General features: G+C 61.8%; 21 protein-coding genes. 14 read left to right on the plus strand and 7 right to left on the minus strand.

Going from position 1 to position 19,354, the window contains the following annotated elements:
• Window positions 1–251 precede the first annotated feature (251 nt).
• From rpe to SFY93_RS24050, 8 genes are all read left to right on the plus strand, one after another.
• On the plus strand, window positions 252–953 hold the full coding sequence (gene rpe / locus SFY93_RS24015) for a ribulose-phosphate 3-epimerase (RefSeq protein WP_320444871.1): 702 nt from the start codon (window positions 252–254) through the stop codon (window positions 951–953).
• Window positions 954–1,527: 574 nt separating this feature from the next.
• Complete coding sequence (locus tag SFY93_RS24020) at window positions 1,528–2,316, plus strand: DUF2259 domain-containing protein (protein WP_320444872.1); 789 nt, start codon at window positions 1,528–1,530, stop codon at window positions 2,314–2,316.
• A 229-nt stretch (window positions 2,317–2,545) separates the two neighbouring features.
• Window positions 2,546–3,295 carry a response regulator gene (locus SFY93_RS24025; RefSeq protein WP_320444873.1) on the plus strand — a complete coding sequence of 250 codons (750 nt, stop codon included), beginning with the start codon at window positions 2,546–2,548 and terminating at the stop codon, window positions 3,293–3,295.
• A gap of 197 nt (window positions 3,296–3,492) precedes the next feature.
• Window positions 3,493–4,803, plus strand: a complete 1,311-nt coding sequence (gene purB / locus SFY93_RS24030; RefSeq protein WP_089265009.1) for an adenylosuccinate lyase — start codon at window positions 3,493–3,495, stop codon at window positions 4,801–4,803.
• A gap of 82 nt (window positions 4,804–4,885) precedes the next feature.
• Window positions 4,886–5,440: an MOSC domain-containing protein gene (locus SFY93_RS24035; protein ID WP_320444874.1), complete on the plus strand. Its 555-nt coding sequence runs from the start codon at window positions 4,886–4,888 to the stop codon at window positions 5,438–5,440.
• Window positions 5,441–5,740: 300 nt separating this feature from the next.
• The gene (murI, locus tag SFY93_RS24040; RefSeq protein ID WP_320444875.1) at window positions 5,741–6,532 is read left to right on the plus strand and encodes a glutamate racemase; all 792 of its coding nucleotides are present in this window, start codon (window positions 5,741–5,743) and stop codon (window positions 6,530–6,532) included.
• A 60-nt stretch (window positions 6,533–6,592) separates the two neighbouring features.
• Window positions 6,593–6,976: a cupin domain-containing protein gene (locus tag SFY93_RS24045; RefSeq protein ID WP_320444876.1), complete on the plus strand. Its 384-nt coding sequence runs from the start codon at window positions 6,593–6,595 to the stop codon at window positions 6,974–6,976.
• A 15-nt stretch (window positions 6,977–6,991) separates the two neighbouring features.
• Window positions 6,992–7,762: an HpcH/HpaI aldolase family protein gene (locus SFY93_RS24050; RefSeq protein ID WP_320444877.1), complete on the plus strand. Its 771-nt coding sequence runs from the start codon at window positions 6,992–6,994 to the stop codon at window positions 7,760–7,762.
• Window positions 7,763–7,951: 189 nt separating this feature from the next.
• Here the strand turns inward: SFY93_RS24050 and SFY93_RS24055 are convergent, their stop codons facing one another.
• On the minus strand, window positions 7,952–8,329 hold the full coding sequence (locus SFY93_RS24055; protein WP_320444878.1) for a tautomerase family protein: 378 nt from the start codon (window positions 8,327–8,329) through the stop codon (window positions 7,952–7,954).
• Window positions 8,330–8,439: 110 nt separating this feature from the next.
• Window positions 8,440–9,135: a glutathione S-transferase family protein gene (locus SFY93_RS24060; protein ID WP_320444879.1), complete on the minus strand. Its 696-nt coding sequence runs from the start codon at window positions 9,133–9,135 to the stop codon at window positions 8,440–8,442.
• Between the two features lie 129 nt (window positions 9,136–9,264).
• Between SFY93_RS24060 and SFY93_RS24065 the strand changes: the two genes are divergently transcribed.
• The 3 genes from SFY93_RS24065 to SFY93_RS24075 all read left to right on the plus strand — a co-directional run bounded on the left by SFY93_RS24065 (window position 9,265) and on the right by SFY93_RS24075 (window position 12,090).
• Window positions 9,265–9,831: a TetR/AcrR family transcriptional regulator gene (locus SFY93_RS24065; RefSeq protein ID WP_320444880.1), complete on the plus strand. Its 567-nt coding sequence runs from the start codon at window positions 9,265–9,267 to the stop codon at window positions 9,829–9,831.
• 351 nt (window positions 9,832–10,182) lie between these two features.
• Window positions 10,183–10,800, plus strand: coding sequence for a 30S ribosomal protein S4 (gene rpsD, locus SFY93_RS24070; RefSeq protein WP_089265666.1), 618 nt, complete (start codon window positions 10,183–10,185; stop codon window positions 10,798–10,800).
• A gap of 222 nt (window positions 10,801–11,022) precedes the next feature.
• Window positions 11,023–12,090 (plus strand): threonine aldolase family protein, encoded by a 1,068-nt coding sequence (locus SFY93_RS24075; RefSeq protein WP_320444881.1) that lies wholly within the window; start codon window positions 11,023–11,025, stop codon window positions 12,088–12,090.
• A gap of 156 nt (window positions 12,091–12,246) precedes the next feature.
• Here the strand turns inward: SFY93_RS24075 and SFY93_RS24080 are convergent, their stop codons facing one another.
• From SFY93_RS24080 to grxD, 4 genes are read right to left on the minus strand one after another with little or no spacing between them, the layout of a single operon-like run.
• Window positions 12,247–13,527: a serine hydrolase domain-containing protein gene (locus SFY93_RS24080; protein WP_320444882.1), complete on the minus strand. Its 1,281-nt coding sequence runs from the start codon at window positions 13,525–13,527 to the stop codon at window positions 12,247–12,249.
• Window positions 13,508–14,806 carry a serine hydrolase domain-containing protein gene (locus SFY93_RS24085; protein WP_320444883.1) on the minus strand — a complete coding sequence of 433 codons (1,299 nt, stop codon included), beginning with the start codon at window positions 14,804–14,806 and terminating at the stop codon, window positions 13,508–13,510. Before SFY93_RS24085 ends, SFY93_RS24080 begins: the two co-directional genes overlap by 20 nt.
• A gap of 46 nt (window positions 14,807–14,852) precedes the next feature.
• A complete protein-coding gene (locus tag SFY93_RS24090) occupies window positions 14,853–15,395 on the minus strand; it encodes an O-acetyl-ADP-ribose deacetylase (RefSeq protein WP_320447840.1) in 543 nt (180 codons plus the stop codon).
• A complete protein-coding gene (gene grxD / locus SFY93_RS24095; protein WP_068736311.1) occupies window positions 15,395–15,730 on the minus strand; it encodes a Grx4 family monothiol glutaredoxin in 336 nt (111 codons plus the stop codon). Before grxD ends, SFY93_RS24090 begins: the two co-directional genes overlap by 1 nt.
• Before the next feature lie 383 nt (window positions 15,731–16,113).
• Between grxD and egtB the strand changes: the two genes are divergently transcribed.
• Together egtB and egtD are read left to right on the plus strand one after the other, a co-directional pair.
• A complete protein-coding gene (egtB, locus tag SFY93_RS24100; protein ID WP_320447841.1) occupies window positions 16,114–17,349 on the plus strand; it encodes an ergothioneine biosynthesis protein EgtB in 1,236 nt (411 codons plus the stop codon).
• A 45-nt stretch (window positions 17,350–17,394) separates the two neighbouring features.
• Window positions 17,395–18,360, plus strand: coding sequence for an L-histidine N(alpha)-methyltransferase (gene egtD, locus SFY93_RS24105; RefSeq protein WP_320444884.1), 966 nt, complete (start codon window positions 17,395–17,397; stop codon window positions 18,358–18,360).
• Between the two features lie 139 nt (window positions 18,361–18,499).
• Here the strand turns inward: egtD and SFY93_RS24110 are convergent, their stop codons facing one another.
• Window positions 18,500–18,736: a BolA family protein gene (locus SFY93_RS24110; protein WP_068735968.1), complete on the minus strand. Its 237-nt coding sequence runs from the start codon at window positions 18,734–18,736 to the stop codon at window positions 18,500–18,502.
• 181 nt (window positions 18,737–18,917) lie between these two features.
• On the opposite strand from SFY93_RS24110, the gene SFY93_RS24115 reads away from it, so the two are divergent.
• Entirely contained in the window at window positions 18,918–19,280 is a 363-nt protein-coding gene (locus tag SFY93_RS24115; protein ID WP_093756475.1) for a DUF427 domain-containing protein, read from the plus strand.
• Window positions 19,281–19,354 lie beyond the last annotated feature (74 nt).

A 19,354-nucleotide genomic window follows, 5' to 3' on the forward strand; every position in this document is an offset into this window, starting at 1 on the left:
GCGGCGTGAATTCCCTGGGGAACATGGAGCAAGCCCCATGCCAGCGAAAAAAGTTCGATAAAACAACGGCCTTGGTCGCACGGGCCGCGCGCGTTTCCCGGCAAATCGTGCCCTTGCGGCAGAATGTGCCGGGACTATCCTGCTGCAGCGCGTCGATGGCGCGGCCGTGGCTGCCGCGTTGCCCGTCCCCCGGCCTCATGTTACGCGAGGCAGTCCATTCGCTGCCGCCCAAAAACGTTCAGGAAACCCCGATGTCCCAGAGCTTCACGCCCCGCCCGCTGGTGATCGCCCCGTCCATCCTGGCGGCTGATTTCGCGAGGCTTGGCGAAGAGGTCCGCGCCGTGGATACCGCCGGCGCCGACTGGATGCATCTCGACGTCATGGACGGCCATTTCGTGCCGAACATTTCCTACGGCCCCGACGTCATCAAGGCGATGCGCCCGCACACGACAAAGATCTTCGACGCGCATCTGATGATCGCACCATGCGATCCCTATCTCGAAGCCTTCGCCAAGGCCGGCTGCGATCACATCACCGTCCACGCCGAGGCGGGCCCGCATCTGCATCGCACGCTGCAGGCGATCCGCAATTTCGGCAAGAAGGCCGGCGTTTCGCTCAATCCCGGCACGCCCATCTCCGCCATCGAATATGTGATCGATCTCGTCGATCTCGTGCTGGTGATGTCGGTCAATCCCGGCTTCGGCGGTCAGGCCTTCATTCCGTCGGCGCTCGGCAAGATCTCGGACCTGCGCGCGATGACCGCGGGCCGCCCGATCGATATCGAAGTCGATGGTGGTGTGTCCGCTGCAGTCGCCGGGCAACTCGCCGCAGCAGGTGCCAATGCCTTCGTCGCCGGCTCGGCCGTATTCAAGGGCGGCACGGTGGAAAGCTACAAGGCCAATATCGACGGCATCCGCGCGGCGGCAGCGAATGCCCGCGGGGAGATGGTGTAGTCGCTTCTCCCGATTCACATATCAAACAGCCACGCTCTCGCATTCTCGCGGCGCTTGCGCGTCCGAGGTGTGAGCAGTCCCCCTCAAACGATGAGGGGTGGCAGCGCGCCGTGAGGCGCAAGGGGTGGTTTCTGTCGCGATCCGCTCCACCGGAACGCCGGCAAGCTGCAACCGCGCAACGCCTCACGGCGCGCCACACCGCAGACAAGTTTACGCAGTCTGCGACTGCTACGGGCGATTTCTGTCCCCGGGACCGTTCTTCCGGGCAAAGGCGCAGAGCTCCGCACTCCGCTGATCCCGACGGTTTCCCGCCGTTCACCAATGCCACGTCCAGCCAGCATGAGTGGCAGACCCCCGTAGTGGGGCCGGACGGTGACCCAAGGCCTCCCGAGTGCGTGAGGGAACGTCTCCCTCCCGCCCGCAGGCGCCACATCCCTGTTCCACCTCAAGACGCCTCTAGAAGCGCCCCTCGCGAACCGGACAATTCGGATAATAATCCCTCAAGGAATATTGTCAACACCTGCGAAGACCAATAGGCGCATGAACTTTGCTCCGCGTCGCGCGACCAACCGGGATGACACAGCATTCAATCGCCGGCTTTCGCCGCCTCCTGCTCGTTCCCCTGCTGTCGCTCGCCTTGCTCGGCACAGCGCAGGCCGGCGACGCTACCGCGCGCAAAGTGATCGGCTTCTCGCCGGACGGCGCGCATTTCGCCTTCGAGCAGTATACGCAGCTCTATGATGCAACCGAGATCGTCGCCGAGATCCAGGTGATCGACACGCGCACCGACGACTTTGCGAAGGGTACGCCCTTCTCCCTTCGCACCAAAGACGATGACGAGCGCGAAGTGGACGCCGTGCGCGCCGAGCTGATGGCCAAGGCCAAACCGCTGCTGGGCAAGCTTGCTATCACCGAGCCCGGCACGCGCTTCGCCGGCCAACCATCGATGGATCTGGACGAAATCGGCATCTATCAGATGGACCCGAAGCCGCTCGCCACCACGCAGGCCATCACTTTGCCCGACGGCCGCAAGTTGCTTCTGACGATCTCCGATCAAGCACTCGGCAAGGCATCATGCTACGGCGCCGGCGGCCGCGGCACCTTTGGCAGCGTCATCGTCACCGGCATGACACTACAACTGAGCATCGACGGCGCCGCACCGGTCACCCTGCAGCAGGACAAGCAATTGCCGAAGCGACGCCGCTGCGTCACCGCCTACGGGATCGCCGAGGCCTATCATCACCAGGCCAAGGACGGCACGCAGACGCTGGCGGTGCTGGTGGAGACCGTGGACGCTGATGGCTTTCACGCTGGACCGAACAGAAGGTTCACGGCAGTCACGGCGCGGCTGGCGAAGCTGTAATTATAGCAAACACAGATCGCGGATTGGCCCCAGGCGTAGTCCGTGGGAGGCTGCAAAACCTTGGCGGATTGCGCTGCGCTAATTCGCCCATGAGCCTATTATTCTCAGAGCTATCCGATGGCGGATTCACGAGTGGATAGCCGTTGCGCAAGGAGCCTTGATATCGTTCGTAACGCCACCTAAAATTGAGCTGCCCCGACATGCAGGGCCTTTTTGTTTGTGGGGCGCCATGATCGATAGCTTTGTCAAAGTAGTTGATGTCTTGTCAAAGCTCGCGGGAGCGCTTGCTTGGCCGATGGTTTTCATTGTTTGCGTTTGGTGGTTCAAAGATGCCCTGCGCGAATTCATTGCCAATATGTCAGAGGGCTCGTTCAAATTATTCGGCTTTGAAGGAGTGGCTAAGCGAAAAGCTATCGAGGCTACGGCTACTGCCGAAGTTGAAAAGCGACGCCTCGACCCTCCGACCACAAGCATAAACTTAGCGCTTGACTCAATCGGCAAATCACACGAGCTCGGTCAGTGGTTGGCTCATATTTCTTTAGGCGATGTTGCCGGCAAGCGGATTCTTTGGGTGGACGACAGGCCGGAAAACAACATCCACGAAACCGACGCCTTTCGAGCGCTTGGCATTGAAATCGACTTTGCTTTGAACACCGAAGACGCGATACGATTGTTGAAGAGCAAGAACTTCGACGCCGTCATATCGGACATGGCAAGGCAAGAGGATACGCGTGCCGGTTATTCTCTGTTGTCAACCGTACGGGAGCTGAGGCCGACGATGCCATTCATCCTGTATAGTAGCTCAAATACTTCGGAAGAACGGCGGTCAATCATTTCTCAGGGAGCGTACGGTTCAACAACAGCTCCATCGGAGCTTGTCCGGATGGCAATCTCAGCGATGCGCGAAAATCCGCAGCGCTCTTGGAGCCGACATGCCCAAGCGATCCGCAATTTGAAAGCGCACCGAAACAGATCGTAGCGCAAGGACGCCAATCGGTGCCCTACGGTAAATCTGGAATCTCGATATGGCAAAATCTTCTGGATTTCGGGTTCGCACATCAGGCGGCATCACGGGATGACAGCGGAGGTCCCGTTGCAGCGGAATAACGACAACTCTGGCCTCCCCCGCCCCGATCTGCTAAAGCGCGGCGTAACCCCCAACAGTCAGAGACGTCGATGATCCCTCGCTATACCCGTCCGGAAATGGCCTCCATCTGGGAGCCGCAGACCCGCTTCAAGATCTGGTTCGAGATCGAGGCGCATGCCGCCGATGCGCTGGCGGAACTGGGCACCATTCCGAAGGATGCGGCGAAGACGATCTGGGCCAAGGCCAAGGACGCGACCTTCAATGTGGAGCGCATCGACGAGATCGAGCGCGAGACCAAGCATGACGTCATCGCCTTCCTGACCCATCTCGCCGAAATCGTCGGCCCCGAGGCGCGCTTCGTGCATCAGGGCATGACGTCATCGGATGTGCTCGACACCTGCCTCAACGTCCAGCTCACGCGCTGCGCCGATATCCTGATCGCCGATATCGACCGTCTGCTCGCCGCGCTGAAGACCCGCGCCTTCGAGCACAAGATGACGCCGACCATCGGCCGCTCGCATGGCATCCATGCCGAGCCGGTCACCTTCGGTCTCAAGCTCGCTTATGCCTATGCCGAATTCACCCGCAACCGCGAGCGCCTCGTCGCCGCGCGCAAGGAAGTCGCCACCTGCGCCATCTCCGGCGCCGTCGGCACCTTCGCGCAGATCGATCCGCGCGTCGAAGAACATGTCGCGAAAGCAATGGGCCTCGTGCCGGAGCCGATCTCGACCCAGGTGATCCCGCGCGATCGCCACGCGATGTTCTTCGCCACGCTGGGCGTCATCGCCTCGTCGATGGAGCGCCTCGCCGTCGAAATCCGCCACATGCAGCGCACCGAGGTGCTGGAAGCCGAGGAATTCTTCTCCGAAGGCCAGAAGGGCTCGTCGGCGATGCCGCACAAGCGCAATCCGGTGCTGACCGAGAACATCACCGGTCTCGCCCGCATGGTGCGCGCTTATGTGACGCCGGCGCTGGAAAACGTTGTGCTGTGGCACGAGCGCGATATCTCGCACTCCTCCGCCGAGCGCATGTTCGGCCCGGACGCCACGGTGACGCTCGACTTCGCGCTGAACCGCATGGCCGGCGTGATCGAGAAGTTGCTGGTGTATCCCGCCAACATGCAGAAGAATCTCGATCGCCTCGGCGGCCTCGTGCATTCGCAGCGCGTACTGATCGCGCTGACGCAGAAGGGCGCGTCGCGCGAAGACAGCTACAAGCTGGTGCAGCGCAACGCCATGCCGGTCTGGCGCGGCGAAGGCGACTTCCAGACACTTCTGAAGAACGACCCCGAGGTGAAGAAATATCTCACCGACGACGAGATCTCCGAGAAGTTCGACCTCGGCTATCACCTCAAGCATGTGGACACGATCTTCAAGCGCGTGTTCGGTACCTCATCCTGAGGAGCGACGTCTTCGTCGCGTCTCGAAGGATGAGCGCCACACGCCATGGTTCGAGACGGCGCCGAAGCGGCGCCTCCTCACCATGAGGACGGAGTCCACTGGCTACATTGTCGCCGTATGTCTGCGGCGCGGTCATCACTTCAGCAAGACGCCAAGCCTGAGCATCCGCCTGCTCGCGGGTCTCGGCGTCGAAGGCGACGGCCATATGGGCGCATTGGTGCAGCATCGCTACGACCGCCGCCGCGATCATGCCAGGCCGAACCTGCGCCAGGTGCATCTGATCCCGTCCGAGCTGTTCGACGAATTGCGCGCCAAGGGCTTCACGATCCAGCCCGGCGATCTCGGCGAGAATGTCACCACATCGGGGATCGACCTCGCAGCACTGCCGACCGGCACGCGGCTGCATCTGGGCAAGTCCGCCGTGATCGAACTCACCGGCCTGCGCGAGCCGTGCGTGCTGATGGATCGCTTTCACGAGGGATTGAAGGCAGCGACGCTGGATCGCGATGCTGATGACAATGTCATCTGCAAGGCCGGCGTGATGGCGATCGTCGTTGCCGATGGTGAGGTTGCGCCGGACGACACGATAGGCGTTGAGCTGCCGGAAGGTCAGCGACGGCCGTTGGAGCCGGTGTAGTCTGACCCACACTCGTCATTCCGGGGCGCGTGAGCCGTCAGGCGGCGCGCGAACCCGGAATCCCGGAATGGAAGCCACCTCGCCGCCGCCCGCACCATAGAAATGATGAACACTCCGGGATTCCCCGCCACTCCAATTGGAGTGGCTGAGGTTCGCCCGCGCAAGATGCGCGGTCGCCCCGGAATGACGAGCTTGAGGCGTTCACAGGCTTGGCCCTTCCCGAAAAAGCCCGAATGCCCCTGTCTTGATTGCCAGACCCGCAGCAACTCCGCAGTAACCATCCTCCCCTAGGCTCTCATGATGCCGACGCGTCCCACCATCCTTGTGTTCGACTCCGGTCTCGGCGGCCTCACCGTCCAGCGCGAGATCGCGAAGGCGCGCCCGGATGCCCGCTATGTCTACGTGGCCGATGACGCGTTCTTTCCCTACGGCCAGCACACCGAGGAGGCGCTGATCGGCCGCGTCGTGCCGCTGATGGGCGAGCTGATCAACGCGCACCGACCGGATCTCGTGGTGATCGCCTGCAACACGGCCTCGACGCTGGTGCTCAGCCATCTGCGCGCCGCCTATGCCGTGCCCTTTGTCGGCACCGTGCCGGCGATCAAGCCGGCCTGCGCGCGCTCGGTCAGCAAGCGCGTCTCCGTACTCGGCACGTCAGGCACCGTGAAGCGCGAATATACCCAGACGCTGATCCGCGAATTCGGCGGCGGCTGCATCGTCACGCTGGTCGGCTCCGCCGAACTCGCCGCACTGGCGGAAGGCGCACTCGGCGGCCAAGGCATCGACGACGCCGATCTGTTTCGCGAGATCGCGCCCTGCTTCGTGCAGGACGCCGCCGGTGCCCGCACCGACACCATCGTGCTCGCCTGTACGCATTATCCGCTGTTGCTCGACCACCTCAATCGCATCGCGCCCTGGCCGGTGGCATGGATCGATCCGGCCCCGGCAATCGCACGCCGCGTGGTCGGCCTGATCGGAGATCATCAGCCCGGCGTGCCGCCCGGCGATGCCGTGCTGCTCTACACCTCCGGCAAGCGCCATGCCTGGCCGGAAGCACTGGCGCCGTTCTTCGGCGGACAGGTCGCGGCGTAAGGCGCCCCTCGACAGTCGCTTCCGCACTGGTAGTCTCCCGACTCTTAGGGAGGAAGAACAATGCTCAAGAAATTGATACTCGGTCTGACCATTGCGGCCATCGCCGGCATCGGCACGGTCTCCGCACAAGGCATCAAGCGTACACCGCTACAGAAGGTCGAATTCCCGGACGGCTACGAGACCGTCACCGCAATTGCCGAGATTCCGTCCGGCGGCGCCTCGGGTCGCCACACCCATCCGGGCGCCGAGACCGGCTACGTACTCGAGGGAGAGCTCGAACTGGTGATCGACGGCAAGCCGCCGCTGAAACTCAAGGCCGGCGACAGCTATCAGATCCCCGTCGGCGCCGTGCACGATGCCAAGGCCGTCGGCGACAAGCCCATGAAGGTCCTCGGCGTCTATGTCGTCACCAAGGGCAAGCCGCTCGCGGAAGCCGCCAAGTAAGGATCGACGACAGACATGACGACCCCCGCGCCATTTCACGATCTCAAGCAGAAATGGCGCGACGGCCGCCCCACTTTCGGGGCCATCGCGACCATCCCGTCGATCCAGACGGTACGCATCATGGCGCAGACGCTGGACTGGATCATCGTCGATCTCGAACACGGCCCGATCGATCTCAACACCGCCCACGGGATGATCATGGCCACCGCGGGCACGCCCTGCACGCCGCTGGTGCGGATCGCCGCCAACGAGCCGTGGCTGGCGAAAGCACCGATGGATTTCGGCGCGATGGGCATCAACTTCCCGATGATCAACAGCGCCGACGATGCGTATAAGGCCGCGCGCAGTCTGCGCTATCCGACCCAGGGCGAGCGGCTGTGGGGGCCATTCCACGCGCCATTCCGCTGGAACACCGGCATGCCCGACTACATGGCGCGCGCCGACGACAGCATGATCTGCATGATCACGATCGAGCATGTCGATGCGGTGAACCGGATCGGCGAGATCATGGCCACGCCGGGCATCGACATCGCCGTGATCGGCGTCGGCGACCTCGCGACATCCATCGGCAAACGCGGCCAGCCGGGTGATCCCGAGGTGCAGGCGCTGGTCGCCCGGGCCGAGGCCGGCATCCTCAAATCAGGCGTTCCGCTGGGCGGTGCAGCGCTCAATGCGGAGATGGGCAACGCCATGATCGACCGCGGCTATGTGCTGCTGGCGCTGGGATTCGACTGGTCGCTGTTCCAGCGCGGAATCATGGCTGGTTTCGAGGGGATCAGGCGGTGATCGCCACGTTCCGGACTTCGACAAGCGCGGCAATGTTGCAGATCGCGGCCTGCGAGAAGCTGACGCCGCCGCCGAAGATGGCGGCAGCCCCCATGGTCGCAAGCAGGCTAGAGGCCGCGTGCGGAGGCCCGCACGATCAGCGAGCCTCGGATGTCTAGCATCGAAGCTGCCGTCGATGCTCTGAAATCTTTAATTCCAGGGTTCGCCATTGCCGAACGACCAGTCCGAGCGATCGACGTAGACCATGTTGATCATGATGTCGTCGGGGCGAACGGACAGCTTCTCTTTCAACTGGTCGGCAATGTAGCGAAAGAAGGCAAGCTTCGACTCCTTGTTATTTCCGACAGTGCTGGTCACCTGAATGAGGAGAAAGTCGGCCGACCGGCTCCACCCGAGAAAGTTGGGATCGTAGATCAGGTTATCAGGAGTATGCTCGCTGATAACGATGAAGCGGTCGCCGTCCGGTGCCTTCAGGACATCGACAATGCCCTTGTAGACGATGTCGGCCACGGCGGCGCGGTACTCTGGAGTCTTTCCCTGGATCAGGTCGATGCGTGCGAAGGGCATGGTAATTTCCTTTTGTGAGAGTTGATGTCAATTCGGCCTTTGCAACGGCCTTCGATAACAGCGTCAGGGCGGAGCGGCTTTTCCGGAGAACAAGCCGCTCCCTTGGGAGGTCAGCGCTTGTCGATCTCTGGCACGCCGCTGTTGCGATCGGCATAAGCGGCCTGGAACGCAGGTCGGGTTTGCCAACGCTTCCAGAAGGCATCGATGTGCTCGAAGCGCTCATCCAGCGGAGTTGCGTTCACGGGAAACTTGGAAAACGCGATCGCAACTGCCATCGTCATGTCCGCGAAAGTGGGCGCATCGCCGCCGAGTAACCAATCGCGTCCGTCGGACAGATGCTGATTGACGAGCGCCGTATGCGCCAGCGCTTCCTTGCGACAATGTTCGCCCCAGGCATGGTTGGTGGTCAGTTCGAGCTTCGGCCCGAGACCCTGATGCAGCACATGAAAGGCCGTGACGATCCGGTAGAGGATATGCACCCAGATGCGGTTCCCCCACATGGTGTCGAGGCCCTGCTCCAGCGCGTTTGCCCCCATGATCTTCCGCCCCGGCATCGACTGGTCGAGATAGCGGGCAATCGCGTCGGTCTCGGCGATGAAGCTGCCATCCGGGAGTTTGAGGGTCGGCGTCTCGCCCCACGGGTTCATCTTCAGATGGGGCCACTGCCGCTGCTCGCCGACCGGGCTCATGTCGTAGATGCGCTCGTCGAACTGATCGGCGACGCCCTTCTCGTGCATGAAGAGGCGCAAACGCTGCGGGTTAGGAAAGGCCGAAGGCGAGGTGAAGAGGTTAAGCTTGGCTGACATGAGATGATTTTCCTGAGGATGAACGGGTGAGACCATAATTTCTACCTGACGTCAGGTAGGCACGAGAGGGTGAATAAGCCTTCCCTTTCACACTGTCAACATCTATCTGTCGTCAGGTAGAAAATGGAGATGATGATGTCGGCCGATACGAAAGAACGGATCATGGAGGCGGCGCGGTTGACCGTGCAGGATCTCGGCTATAGCGGCCTCAGCTTTCGCGAACTGGCGAAGGACGTCGGTATCAAGAGCGCCAGCATCCATTACTATTTCGCGACGAAGGGCGAGCTGGGTAGCGCGATTACCAGTCGCTACACCTCGCACTTTGCTCAATATTTCGAGGAGCTTCTCACGCAGGGGCTGGATCTCAAGACATGCATGGCGCGCTACACCGACGTTTTCGCCAACACGCTGCGAAACGGCAATCGCATGTGTCTGGCAGGCATATTGTCAGCCGAGCGCAATGAGCTCCCGGACGACGTTCGATCGGAAGTCGTCAAGTGGGGCGAGATGAATGAGCGCTGGATCGCGCGGGTGCTGATGCTGGACGCACGTGCAAAACCCGACGAGACCGCGCACCGGGGGCGCGCCATTTTTGCAGCGGTTTCAGGTGCTCAATTGATCGCCCATAGTCGTGGCGACGTCTCCGTTTTCGATGAGATCATTGCGGCCTATCGAGTCAGCGGACTGATTCCCTGAGCCTGCCATCTCCGGCCGCCGCACGTGTCGCTCACACCTTGTCAACGTACGCGGACCTCGAACAGACGAAGAACGATCCGCACGGCAAGTTGTTTTGCTGTAATTTCACGTCAAATTGGCGGCCTGTGCTGCGATTTTCGGGAAATCGGCTTTCAATTGACATAACGGCTCCCTCCCCCTAGAAACCGCCTGCTTGCGGGCCGTTTTCGGCCCGCGAAGCGTTTCGCGACCCGTGGTTCTCCTCCCAGCTTTGGGAATGAACCTGTCAGCCCAAGATTATCCTGAAATGGATTATCCAGGTGCACAGGAGGGCGCGTCTCCTCACATCTCCCTATCTCAATCGAGGACGCGATGACAAAGCGCAGTGAAGCCAAGTATAAAATCGACCGCCGCATGGGCCAGAACATTTGGGGTCGTCCCAAGTCTCCCGTCAACAAGCGTGAATACGGCCCCGGCCAGCACGGCCAGCGCCGCAAGGGCAAGCTCTCCGACTTCGGCACGCAGCTGCGCGCCAAGCAGAAGCTGAAGGGCTATTACGCCAACATCTCCGAGCGCCAGTTCCACTCCATCTATGTGGAAGCCGGCCGTCTCAAGGGCGACACCGGTGAAAACCTGATCGGCCTGCTCGAGCGCCGCCTCGACACCGTCGTGTATCGCGCCAAGTTCGTCGCCACCATGTTTGCGGCCCGTCAGTTCATCAACCACGGCCACATCAAGGTGAACGGCAAGCGCGTCAACATCGCGAGCTACCTCGTGAAGGTCGGCGACGTCATCGAGATCAAGGAATCCTCCAAGCAGCTCGCTTTCGTTCTGGAAGCCAGCCAGCTCGGCGAACGCGACACCCCGGATTACGTCGAAACCGACCACAGCAAGATGACCGCCAAATTCATCCGCATTCCGCAGCTGTCGGACGTTCCCTTCGCCGTGCAGATGGAACCGCATCTGATCGTCGAATTCTATTCGCGCTAATTTCTGACAGCGCTGACGCGATCAAGGCCCCGGATTTTCCGGGGCCTTTTTTGTTGGCGCGCCTGAATGAGCATCGCCGAAACAAGAATGCCGTCATGGCCGGGCTTGTCCCGGCCATCCACGCCTTTAAGCTCCGCCAAAAAATACGACGTGGATGCCCGGGACGTCTAGCGAAGCCGCGCTTCGCGCGTTTGCCCGGGTATGACGACTGAGAGATTTCGCATGCCCTTCACCCCTGCTCGCCTCGACCCATCACAGCCGCCGGTTCGCATCAATCTGCTGTCGGACACACAGACGAAGCCCACGCCCGCGATGCGCGCGGCGATGGCTGCGGCAGATGTCGGCGATGAGCAAGTCGGCGACGATCCCACCGTCAACGCGCTCTGCGACCGCGTCGTCGAACTGCTCGGCAAGGAAGCCGCAGTGTTCATGCCATCGGGTACCATGTGCAATGTCGCCGGCCTGCTGGCGCATTGCCGGCCCGGCGACGAGATCCTCGCGCATCGCACCGCGCATATCCTCTCGCGCGAGGGCGGCACCCATGCCGCGCTTGGCGGCTTCCAGATTACCGGGCTCGACGGCGCCGATGGCAAGTTCATACCAGATACGCTGCGCGCCGCATTGCATCCGCGCACGCGCTACGAGGCAGCGCAGACCGTGGTCAGCGTCGAACAGACTGCCAATATCGGCGGCGGCACCATCTGGTCGAAATCCGATCTCGAAGCGATCGTCACCATCGCGCGTGACCGCGGCCTTGCCACGCATATGGATGGCGCGCGACTGATGAATGCCTGTGTCGCCACCGGTATCGGTGCGAGCAGGATGTCCGATGGCTGGGACTCGGTGTGGATCGATTTCAGTAAGGGGCTCGGCGCGCCGATAGGAGCCGTGCTCGCCGGCACGCGCGACTACATTGATGCGGTGTGGCGCTGGAAGCAGGGATTGGGCGGCTCGATGCGCCAGGCCGGCATCGTTGCCGCCGCCTGCATCCACGCGCTGGACCATCACGTCGAGCGCCTCGCCGACGATCACGCCAATGCGCACGCGCTGGCGCGCGGACTGGCCCAGATCGACGGGATCGCCGTTCAGCAGCCGGAGACCAATCTCGTCTTCTTCGATCCCGCGGGCACAGGCATCAGCGGTGCTGCTATGGTGAAAGCCTTGCGCACGAAAGGCGTGCTGCTCGCCACCATGGACGGCCGCATCCGTGCCTGCACGCATCTGGATGTGACGGCAGACATGATCGAGGAGACGCTGGGATTGATCAGGGACGTGGTGCGAGCGGTTTAGCCTTATCCCGACGGCCCTCATGATGAGGAGGCGCCGCTTGGCGCCGTCTCGAACCATGAGATATTTGGCCCATCCTTCGAGACGCGCGCAAGAGCGCGCTCCTCAGGATGAGGACTGAGTATGTGGAACAGGCACCACGATGACCTGCCCTGCCGCTTACTCCAGCGCCTCGGCGATGATCTTCCGCACGTCGATCTCCATCCGCACCCGCTGCGACGGTGCCTGCGCCATCACCAGCACGAACATGTCGTTCTTTGGATCGACCCAGAAGAACGTGCCGCCAACACCGTCCCAGCGATATTCGCCGACCGGGCCGGGCTCGCTCGCGAGCTCCTTCGTGCGCACCGCGAAGCCGAGGCCGAAGCCGCTGCCGGCGCCCGGGAAATAATAGTAATCGCGCTTCACGCCGCTATCAGGCCCGACGTGATCGCGCGTCATCTCTGCCACTGTTTCCGGTTTGAGATAGCGCTTACCGTCCAGCGTGCCGCCATTGAGCAGCATCTGCAGGAAGCGCGCGTAATCCGCCGCCGTGCCGACCAGACCGGAGCCTCCCGCCTCCCATTGCATGACCTCGGCGGGATCGTGCATGCCGATCACCGGCCCGACCATGCGATCGGAAGCGAAAGGTTCGGCGACACGCACCCGATGCCGCAGGTCGGTGATGTAGAACGACGTATCTGTCATTCCCAGCGGATCGAACAGCCGGCTCTTGAGGACATGGGACAGCGACTGTCCGGACACCACTTCGATGACGCGGCCGAGGATGTCAGTGGAATGGCCGTAGTCCCACAGCGTGCCGGGCTGCTCGGCGAGCGGAAGCTGCGCGATGCGGTCGGCCCATGAGGCATTGTCCCAGTCGCGGCCGAAGATATCGAGCTGCGCATAACGTTTCCGCGCGGGATCGTCGCCATAGAAACCGTAAGTGATGCCCGATGTGTGCGTGAGCAGATCAGCGATGGTGATCGGCCGCTGCAACGGCACGAGGCCGAATGTGGCGTGTTCGTCGCCCCCGTTGGTGTCGACGCCCACCTTCGTCTTCGCGAAGGCTGGGATGTATTTCGCAACGGGATCGTCGAGGCGCAACTTGCCATCCTCGACCAGCATCATCGCGGCTACCGAGGTGATCGGCTTCGACATCGAATACAGCCGGAAGATCGCATCCCGCGTCATCGGGTGCCCGCTGTCGAGATTGCCGAACGTATCGAAATAGACCGGCTTGCCGTGCTGTTGCACCAGCACCACCGCGCCGGGAATCTTCCGCTCCGCGACCATGTCGAGAAAGTAGCGATCGAGCGCCAGCAATTTTTCGGCAGAAAAATCGCGCGCGATGGATTGCGGTTTTTCGGCCCGGGCCGGCGGTGAAGGCGCGATAACGGTGCCGACGCAGCAGAGCGTCAGCAGCAGGAGTACGGCGCGCCTATTTCTCCAGCGCTTCATAGACCAACAGCTTCAAAGACCTTTGAATGCGCTGTCGCTCCGACGGCGTCTGCTCGAGCAGGATGAAGAAAAAATCCTGTTTGGGATCGATGATGAAATAGCAACCGCTGGCGCCGTCCCATTTCAGCTCGCCGAGCGATCCCGGCGGCGGCGGCTTGGCATTGCCGGCATCGGTACGCACGGCGAAGCCATAGCCGAAGCCGAAACCGTCGCCAGGGAAATACAGATAATCGCGCGCGACGCCGGAGTCCTTGCCGATGTGATCGGTGGTCATATCCTTGAACGTGGCCGCGCTCATGAAGCGTTTGCCGTCATATTCGCCGCCGTTCAGCAGCATCTGCGCGAACTTCGTGTAATCAGCCAGTGTCGAGACCATGCCGCCGCTGCCGGACTCCCATTTCTGATAGGTATCGGGTCGGCCCTGTCGTCCGGTGCGGAAATCGCGGTCCCAGGCCATCGGCTTGGCGAGCATGACCTCCTTCGACTTCTCCTTCACGAAGAAGCCGGTGTCCTTCATGCCGAGCGGCCCGAGGAACGCCTGCTCCTCGTAACCGAGCAGCGACTTGCCGGTGACGACTTCGATCACGCGGCCGAGAATGTCGGTGGAATGGCCGTAGTCCCACATGGTGCCGGGCTGGTGCTCCAGCGGCAGTTGCGCGATGCGGTCGGCGAATTCCTTGTTGTCGAAATCGCCGCTGTAGATATCGGCATTGCCATAGGCGCGGCGGACCAGGCTCTCGCCATAGAAACCGTAAGTGATGCCGGACGTGTGCAGCAGCAGGTCGCGGATCGTCACCGGGCGGTTGGGCGCCACGATGTCCAGCGCCTTCTCGCCATTCTCCAGCTTCTTCTCGACGCCGACCTTGGCCTTGGCGAAAGACGGAATGTATTGCGAGACGGGATCGTCGAGTTTCAGCTTGCCCTGATCGATCAGCATCATCGCCGCAAAGGACGTGATCGGCTTCGACATGGAATGCAGCCGGAAGATCGTATCATCGGTCATCGGCTGCTTGGTGTCGGGATCGCGGACGCCGAAGAATTCCTTGTAGACCGGCTTGCCATGCTGCTGGATCAGCACGATGGCGCCGGGAATCTTGCCGTCGGCGATCTGCTTGCGGAAGAATTCGCCGATCTTGGCCAGCTTCTCCTGCGAGAATTTGGCACCGGCGGGAATGTCGAAGGTGCCTTCGGCAGCAAAGCGATCCTGGGCGAGGACGGGCGATCCGGCGAGCAACAGCGCTCCGCAGAGCAGCGCGCGTAGTCTGTGCCGCAAATTCATCGCCGCTCCTTTTGCCTGATCAGAGGAGTGTAACGGCGGGGCGTTCTCAAACAAGGGGAAGTGCGCGTGTGAGCGCGAGGCGATGCAGGTCCGCCGATGGCTCGGAAAAGCAGCAGAAGGTGACGATAGAGACCACCGGTGCGTCTTTCAGCGTCTGGATGACTGAGCCGACGGCGATGGGAGCCGCACGCGCCGCGGGAAAACCATAGACACCGGTGGAGATGGCCGGAAACGCAACGGAGGCCAGGCCATGTGCCTGACACAACATCAGCGCCCGCCGGTAGCAGGACGCCAGCGCCTCATCCTCGCCGCTCCGGCCACCATGCCAGACCGGACCGACCGCATGGATCACATGCGTGGCCGGTAATTCATAACCTTTGGTGATTTTGGCGTCGCCGGTCTCGCAACCCCTGAGGGTGCGGCATTCGGCGAGCAAGTCGGGCCCGGCAGCCCGATGGATGGCACCGTCCACGCCGCCGCCTCCGAGAAGCGACGCATTGGCCGCGTTGACGATGGCGTCAACGCGGAGAGTCGTGATGTCGGCCACGACGACGTCGAACGTCGCCGTGCCTATTTGTCGACTTGAAATCAGGCTGAAGCCGGGGCGGCAATCACGCCCTTCTCGGCCAGCAGGCTCTGCAACTCGCCGGCCTGGAACATCTCACGGATGATGTCGCAGCCGCCGACGAATTCGCCCTTCACATAGAGCTGCGGAATGGTCGGCCAGTTCGAATAGGTCTTGATGCCGTCGCGCAGATCGGCGGATTCGAGAACGTTGAGGCCCTTGTAGCCGACGCCCACGTGATCGAGGATCTGGACCACCTGGCCCGAGAAACCGCACTGCGGAAATTGCGGCGTGCCCTTCATGAACAGCACCACGTCGTTGGTCTTCACTTCGTTCTCGATGAATTGCTCAATGCTCATGTCACGTCCCTGTTCAAGGTCCAGATTCAAGGTCTGGAGTTGGCGGCCCAGCCATCGGGCGCTCGCCCGGTCAGACTTGTCATATATGTAGCCGAATCCGTTCCGCACCCCAAGTCTTATGGACGTGATCAAGAGCCTGAAATCACAGGCATTGGGGCTTATTGCCGGCCCGCCACGGTCACTTTTCCGCAGTTTTTGCCAAGTCCGGTCCGGCCAAAGATCATATGACGACAGGCCTTTTATAACCAATCGGATGACCTATTTAGGACAGGCTGCTCGGGAACCCATCACCAAGAGCAACGTTCTCTCCAAAATCGGAGACTTTCGTGACGAATCCAGCTTTCGCCAAGAGTTCAGGCATGAGTTCAGGCATGAGTTCAGGCATGAGTTCAGGCACCGCGTCCCCTGCCTCCGAATCCGCCCCCGCAGGCGCACTAGCCCAAAGACTGGGCGACGCCTTCCTGACGGTCCGCAACGAAACCGAACGCCGCGCCGCCCCGCTCTCCCCGGAAGACCAGTTGGTGCAGTCGATGCCCGACGCCAGCCCGGCGAAGTGGCACCGCGCCCATGTGACCTGGTTCTGGGAGCAATTCCTGCTCGGCGATCACGCCCCCGGCTACAAGGTCTACCACCCCGACTACGCCTATCTGTTCAATTCCTATTACGTCTCCGCCGGCCCGCGCCATGCCCGCGCCCAGCGCGGGCACCTCACCCGGCCCGGCGCCGACGAGGTCACTGCCTATCGCAAGCATGTCGATGCGGCCGTCATCAAATTCTTCAACGAGACCTCAGACGAGAAACTGACTTCGCTGATCCCGTTGCTCGAAGTCGGCTTCAATCACGAGCAGCAGCATCAGGAACTGATGCTGACCGACATCCTGCATGCCTTCGCGCAGAACCCGATCCCGCCGGCCTATGATGCCGACTGGCGCCTCCCGCCATCGACCACATCGGGCGAAGCATGGACGACGTTGACCGAAGGCATCCATACCATCGGCCACCAGAGCGACAGCTTCCACTTCGACAACGAGAAGCCCGCGCATCGCGCGCTTGTCGGTCCCGTGAAGCTCGCACGCAATCTCGTCACCAACCGCGAATGGCTCGCCTTCATGGAGGCCGGCGGTTACGACGAAGCGACGCTGTGGCTGATGGATGGCTTCGCCGCCGCCGCCCGCGAGGAATGGCAAGCACCCGGCCACTGGCGCAAGGTCAATGGCGAATGGCAGATCATGACCCTCGCCGGCCTGCAGCCGATCGATCTCGACGCGCCGGTGTGCCACGTCAGCTATTACGAATGTGACGCCTTTGCGCGCTGGAGCGGCAAGCATCTGCCCACCGAAATGGAATGGGAAGTTGCCGCCCGCGCCGGCCAGCTCAACGACGCCTTCGGCATCGTCTGGCAATGGACGCGCTCATCCTACTCGGCCTATCCAGGCTACCGCGCCATCGAAGGCGCGCTCGGCGAATACAACGGCAAGTTCATGATCAATCAGCTGGTGCTACGCGGCTCGTCGCTGGCAACACCGGACGATCACAGCCGCGTCACCTACCGCAATTTCTTCTATCCCCACCATCGCTGGCAATTCACGGGCCTGCGGCTGGCCGATTACAGCAACTGACTTCCAACATCATCACGGCGCCTCGAAAGCGTTGAGGAGACTGACATGAACGTTCATGCCCCGTTGGCACTGTCGCTGCTGAATGCCTCCGCGTCCGCATTTGCCGCGGATGTCGCCGAAGCGCTGTCGCAGCATCCGAAAAAGCTGTCGCCGAAATACTTCTATGACGAAGCCGGCTCGGAGCTGTTCGAACAGATCACCAAACTGCCGGAATATTACCCGACCCGCACCGAGCTCGGCATTCTGAAGTCGCGTGGCAAGGACATCAACGCGATCATTCCGAAGAATGCCGCGCTGATCGAATTCGGCGCCGGCGCCACCACCAAGGTGCGACTGCTGCTGGATGAATGCGACGTCGGCGCCTATGCGCCGGTCGATATCTCAGGCGACTTCCTGCAGGCGCAGGCAGCCGAGCTGCGCAAGGATTTCCCCGGCCTGAAGGTGCTGCCGGTGAATGCCGACTTCACCGCACCTTTCGACCTTCCCGCCGATATCCGGATGATGCCGAAGGTCGGCTTCTTCCCGGGCTCGACCCTCGGCAATTTCGAGCCGCACGAGGCCTGCGCCTTCCTGCGCTCCGCCCGCGCCATTCTCGGCAAGGACGCCTTGATGCTGATCGGCATCGATCTGGAGAAGGACGAGAAGCTGCTGCACGCCGCCTATAACGACGCGGCAGGGGTCACCGGCAAGTTCAACATGAATGTGCTGGTGCGCATCAACCGCGAACTGGGCGGCGATTTCGATCTCTCCGCCTTCACCCATCGCGCGATCTACAACAAGGAACGTCACCGCATCGAGATGCACCTGATCGCCAGGAAGCCGCAGACCGTGCATGTGCTCGGTCGCAGCTTCGCGTTCCGTGCCGGCGAGAGCATCCACACCGAGAGCAGCTACAAATACAGCATCGAACGTTTTGCGACGCTGGCCCGCGGTTCGGGCTGGGAGCCGAAGGCGTCATGGACCGACGCGGACAAGCATTTCTCGGTGCATGCGCTGATGGCGGTGGGGTAAAAGGCTGCTCCACACTCAGCCCTCATCCTGAGGAGCGCCCTCTTGCGCGCGTCTCGAAGGATGGCGGCACGCTTGGGTGCCCACAACTCATGGTTCGAGACGGCGCCAAATGGCGCCTCCTCACCATGAGGACTGAGCTTTACGCCTCTGGCACACCCGTCTGCAGCGCCAGCGCGTGCAGGACACCGCCCATCTGGCCTTTCAGCGACTGATAGACAATCTGGTGCTGGGCGACGCGGGATTTGCCGCGGAAGGATTCCGAAATCACGGTTGCCGCGTAATGGTCGCCGTCACCGGCCAGATCACGGATCGTCACCTGCGCGTCGGGAATCGCGGCCTTGATCATGGTCTCGATATCGCGGGCGTCCATCGGCATTAATCGGGTCTCCAGAAAGGTTCGAATCGCGGCCAGTCGGTGCCGCCTCGGATTGCGAGCCTATCGCGGCTGCCGCATGACGTCACGGCTTTCTAACGATAATCCCTCGTATGCCCCTTTTAAAGGCCGGAGGGATCGCACATCTGAAGAAGTGAAATATGACCATCACAAGGGTTTAACCATGAAGCTTCCCGGCCCGGACCACCCGATCACCATTGCGCCCGCCGGCAAACACATCCGTGTTTCTGCCGGGGGCGTCGTGATCGCCGACACGACCAATGCCCTGAGCCTCAAGGAGGCCAGCTACCCCGCAGTGCTGTATATCCCCCGCGCGGACGCCAATATGGACGCGGTAGCGCGCACCGACCGTGTGACGCATTGCCCGTACAAGGGCGACGCGAATTATTACAGCATCAAGACCGGCGAGAAGGTTCTCGACAACGCGATCTGGACCTACGAGACGCCATTTCCGGCGATGGCCGAGATCAAGGATTATCTGGCATTTTATCCAGACAAGGTGAAAATCGAGGAAGTGCCTGCGTGATCCTCGGCTGATTGCCGAAGCGGCTTTCGACATTTATCATGACGGCGCGCATCACTGATGCGCCCGGCGACGCC

The sequence above is a fragment of the Tardiphaga sp. 42S5 genome, assembly GCF_034044155.1.
GTDB classification, from domain to species: Bacteria; Pseudomonadota; Alphaproteobacteria; order Rhizobiales; family Xanthobacteraceae; genus Tardiphaga; species Tardiphaga robiniae.

What these genes read in the sequence shown, in the direction of transcription:
- SFY93_RS24085 (WP_320444883.1), bottom strand. Translation starts at nt 14,806, where the DNA reads ATGAATTTGCGGCACAGACTACGCGCGCTGCTCTGCGGAGCGCTGTTG.
- egtD (WP_320444884.1), top strand. Translation starts at nt 17,395, where the DNA reads ATGAACGTTCATGCCCCGTTGGCACTGTCGCTGCTGAATGCCTCCGCG.
- SFY93_RS24115 (WP_093756475.1), top strand. Translation starts at nt 18,918, where the DNA reads ATGAAGCTTCCCGGCCCGGACCACCCGATCACCATTGCGCCCGCCGGC.
- murI (WP_320444875.1), top strand. Translation starts at nt 5,741, where the DNA reads ATGCCGACGCGTCCCACCATCCTTGTGTTCGACTCCGGTCTCGGCGGC.
- SFY93_RS24050 (WP_320444877.1), top strand. Translation starts at nt 6,992, where the DNA reads ATGACGACCCCCGCGCCATTTCACGATCTCAAGCAGAAATGGCGCGAC.
- SFY93_RS24060 (WP_320444879.1), bottom strand. Translation starts at nt 9,135, where the DNA reads ATGTCAGCCAAGCTTAACCTCTTCACCTCGCCTTCGGCCTTTCCTAAC.
- purB (WP_089265009.1), top strand. Translation starts at nt 3,493, where the DNA reads ATGATCCCTCGCTATACCCGTCCGGAAATGGCCTCCATCTGGGAGCCG.
- grxD (WP_068736311.1), bottom strand. Translation starts at nt 15,730, where the DNA reads ATGAGCATTGAGCAATTCATCGAGAACGAAGTGAAGACCAACGACGTG.
- rpe (WP_320444871.1), top strand. Translation starts at nt 252, where the DNA reads ATGTCCCAGAGCTTCACGCCCCGCCCGCTGGTGATCGCCCCGTCCATC.
- SFY93_RS24110 (WP_068735968.1), bottom strand. Translation starts at nt 18,736, where the DNA reads ATGCCGATGGACGCCCGCGATATCGAGACCATGATCAAGGCCGCGATT.
- SFY93_RS24065 (WP_320444880.1), top strand. Translation starts at nt 9,265, where the DNA reads ATGATGATGTCGGCCGATACGAAAGAACGGATCATGGAGGCGGCGCGG.
- SFY93_RS24075 (WP_320444881.1), top strand. Translation starts at nt 11,023, where the DNA reads ATGCCCTTCACCCCTGCTCGCCTCGACCCATCACAGCCGCCGGTTCGC.
- rpsD (WP_089265666.1), top strand. Translation starts at nt 10,183, where the DNA reads ATGACAAAGCGCAGTGAAGCCAAGTATAAAATCGACCGCCGCATGGGC.
- SFY93_RS24025 (WP_320444873.1), top strand. Translation starts at nt 2,546, where the DNA reads ATGATCGATAGCTTTGTCAAAGTAGTTGATGTCTTGTCAAAGCTCGCG.
- SFY93_RS24020 (WP_320444872.1), top strand. Translation starts at nt 1,528, where the DNA reads ATGACACAGCATTCAATCGCCGGCTTTCGCCGCCTCCTGCTCGTTCCC.
- SFY93_RS24045 (WP_320444876.1), top strand. Translation starts at nt 6,593, where the DNA reads ATGCTCAAGAAATTGATACTCGGTCTGACCATTGCGGCCATCGCCGGC.
- SFY93_RS24035 (WP_320444874.1), top strand. Translation starts at nt 4,886, where the DNA reads ATGAGGACGGAGTCCACTGGCTACATTGTCGCCGTATGTCTGCGGCGC.
- SFY93_RS24055 (WP_320444878.1), bottom strand. Translation starts at nt 8,329, where the DNA reads ATGCCCTTCGCACGCATCGACCTGATCCAGGGAAAGACTCCAGAGTAC.
- SFY93_RS24080 (WP_320444882.1), bottom strand. Translation starts at nt 13,527, where the DNA reads ATGAAGCGCTGGAGAAATAGGCGCGCCGTACTCCTGCTGCTGACGCTC.
- egtB (WP_320447841.1), top strand. Translation starts at nt 16,114, where the DNA reads ATGAGTTCAGGCACCGCGTCCCCTGCCTCCGAATCCGCCCCCGCAGGC.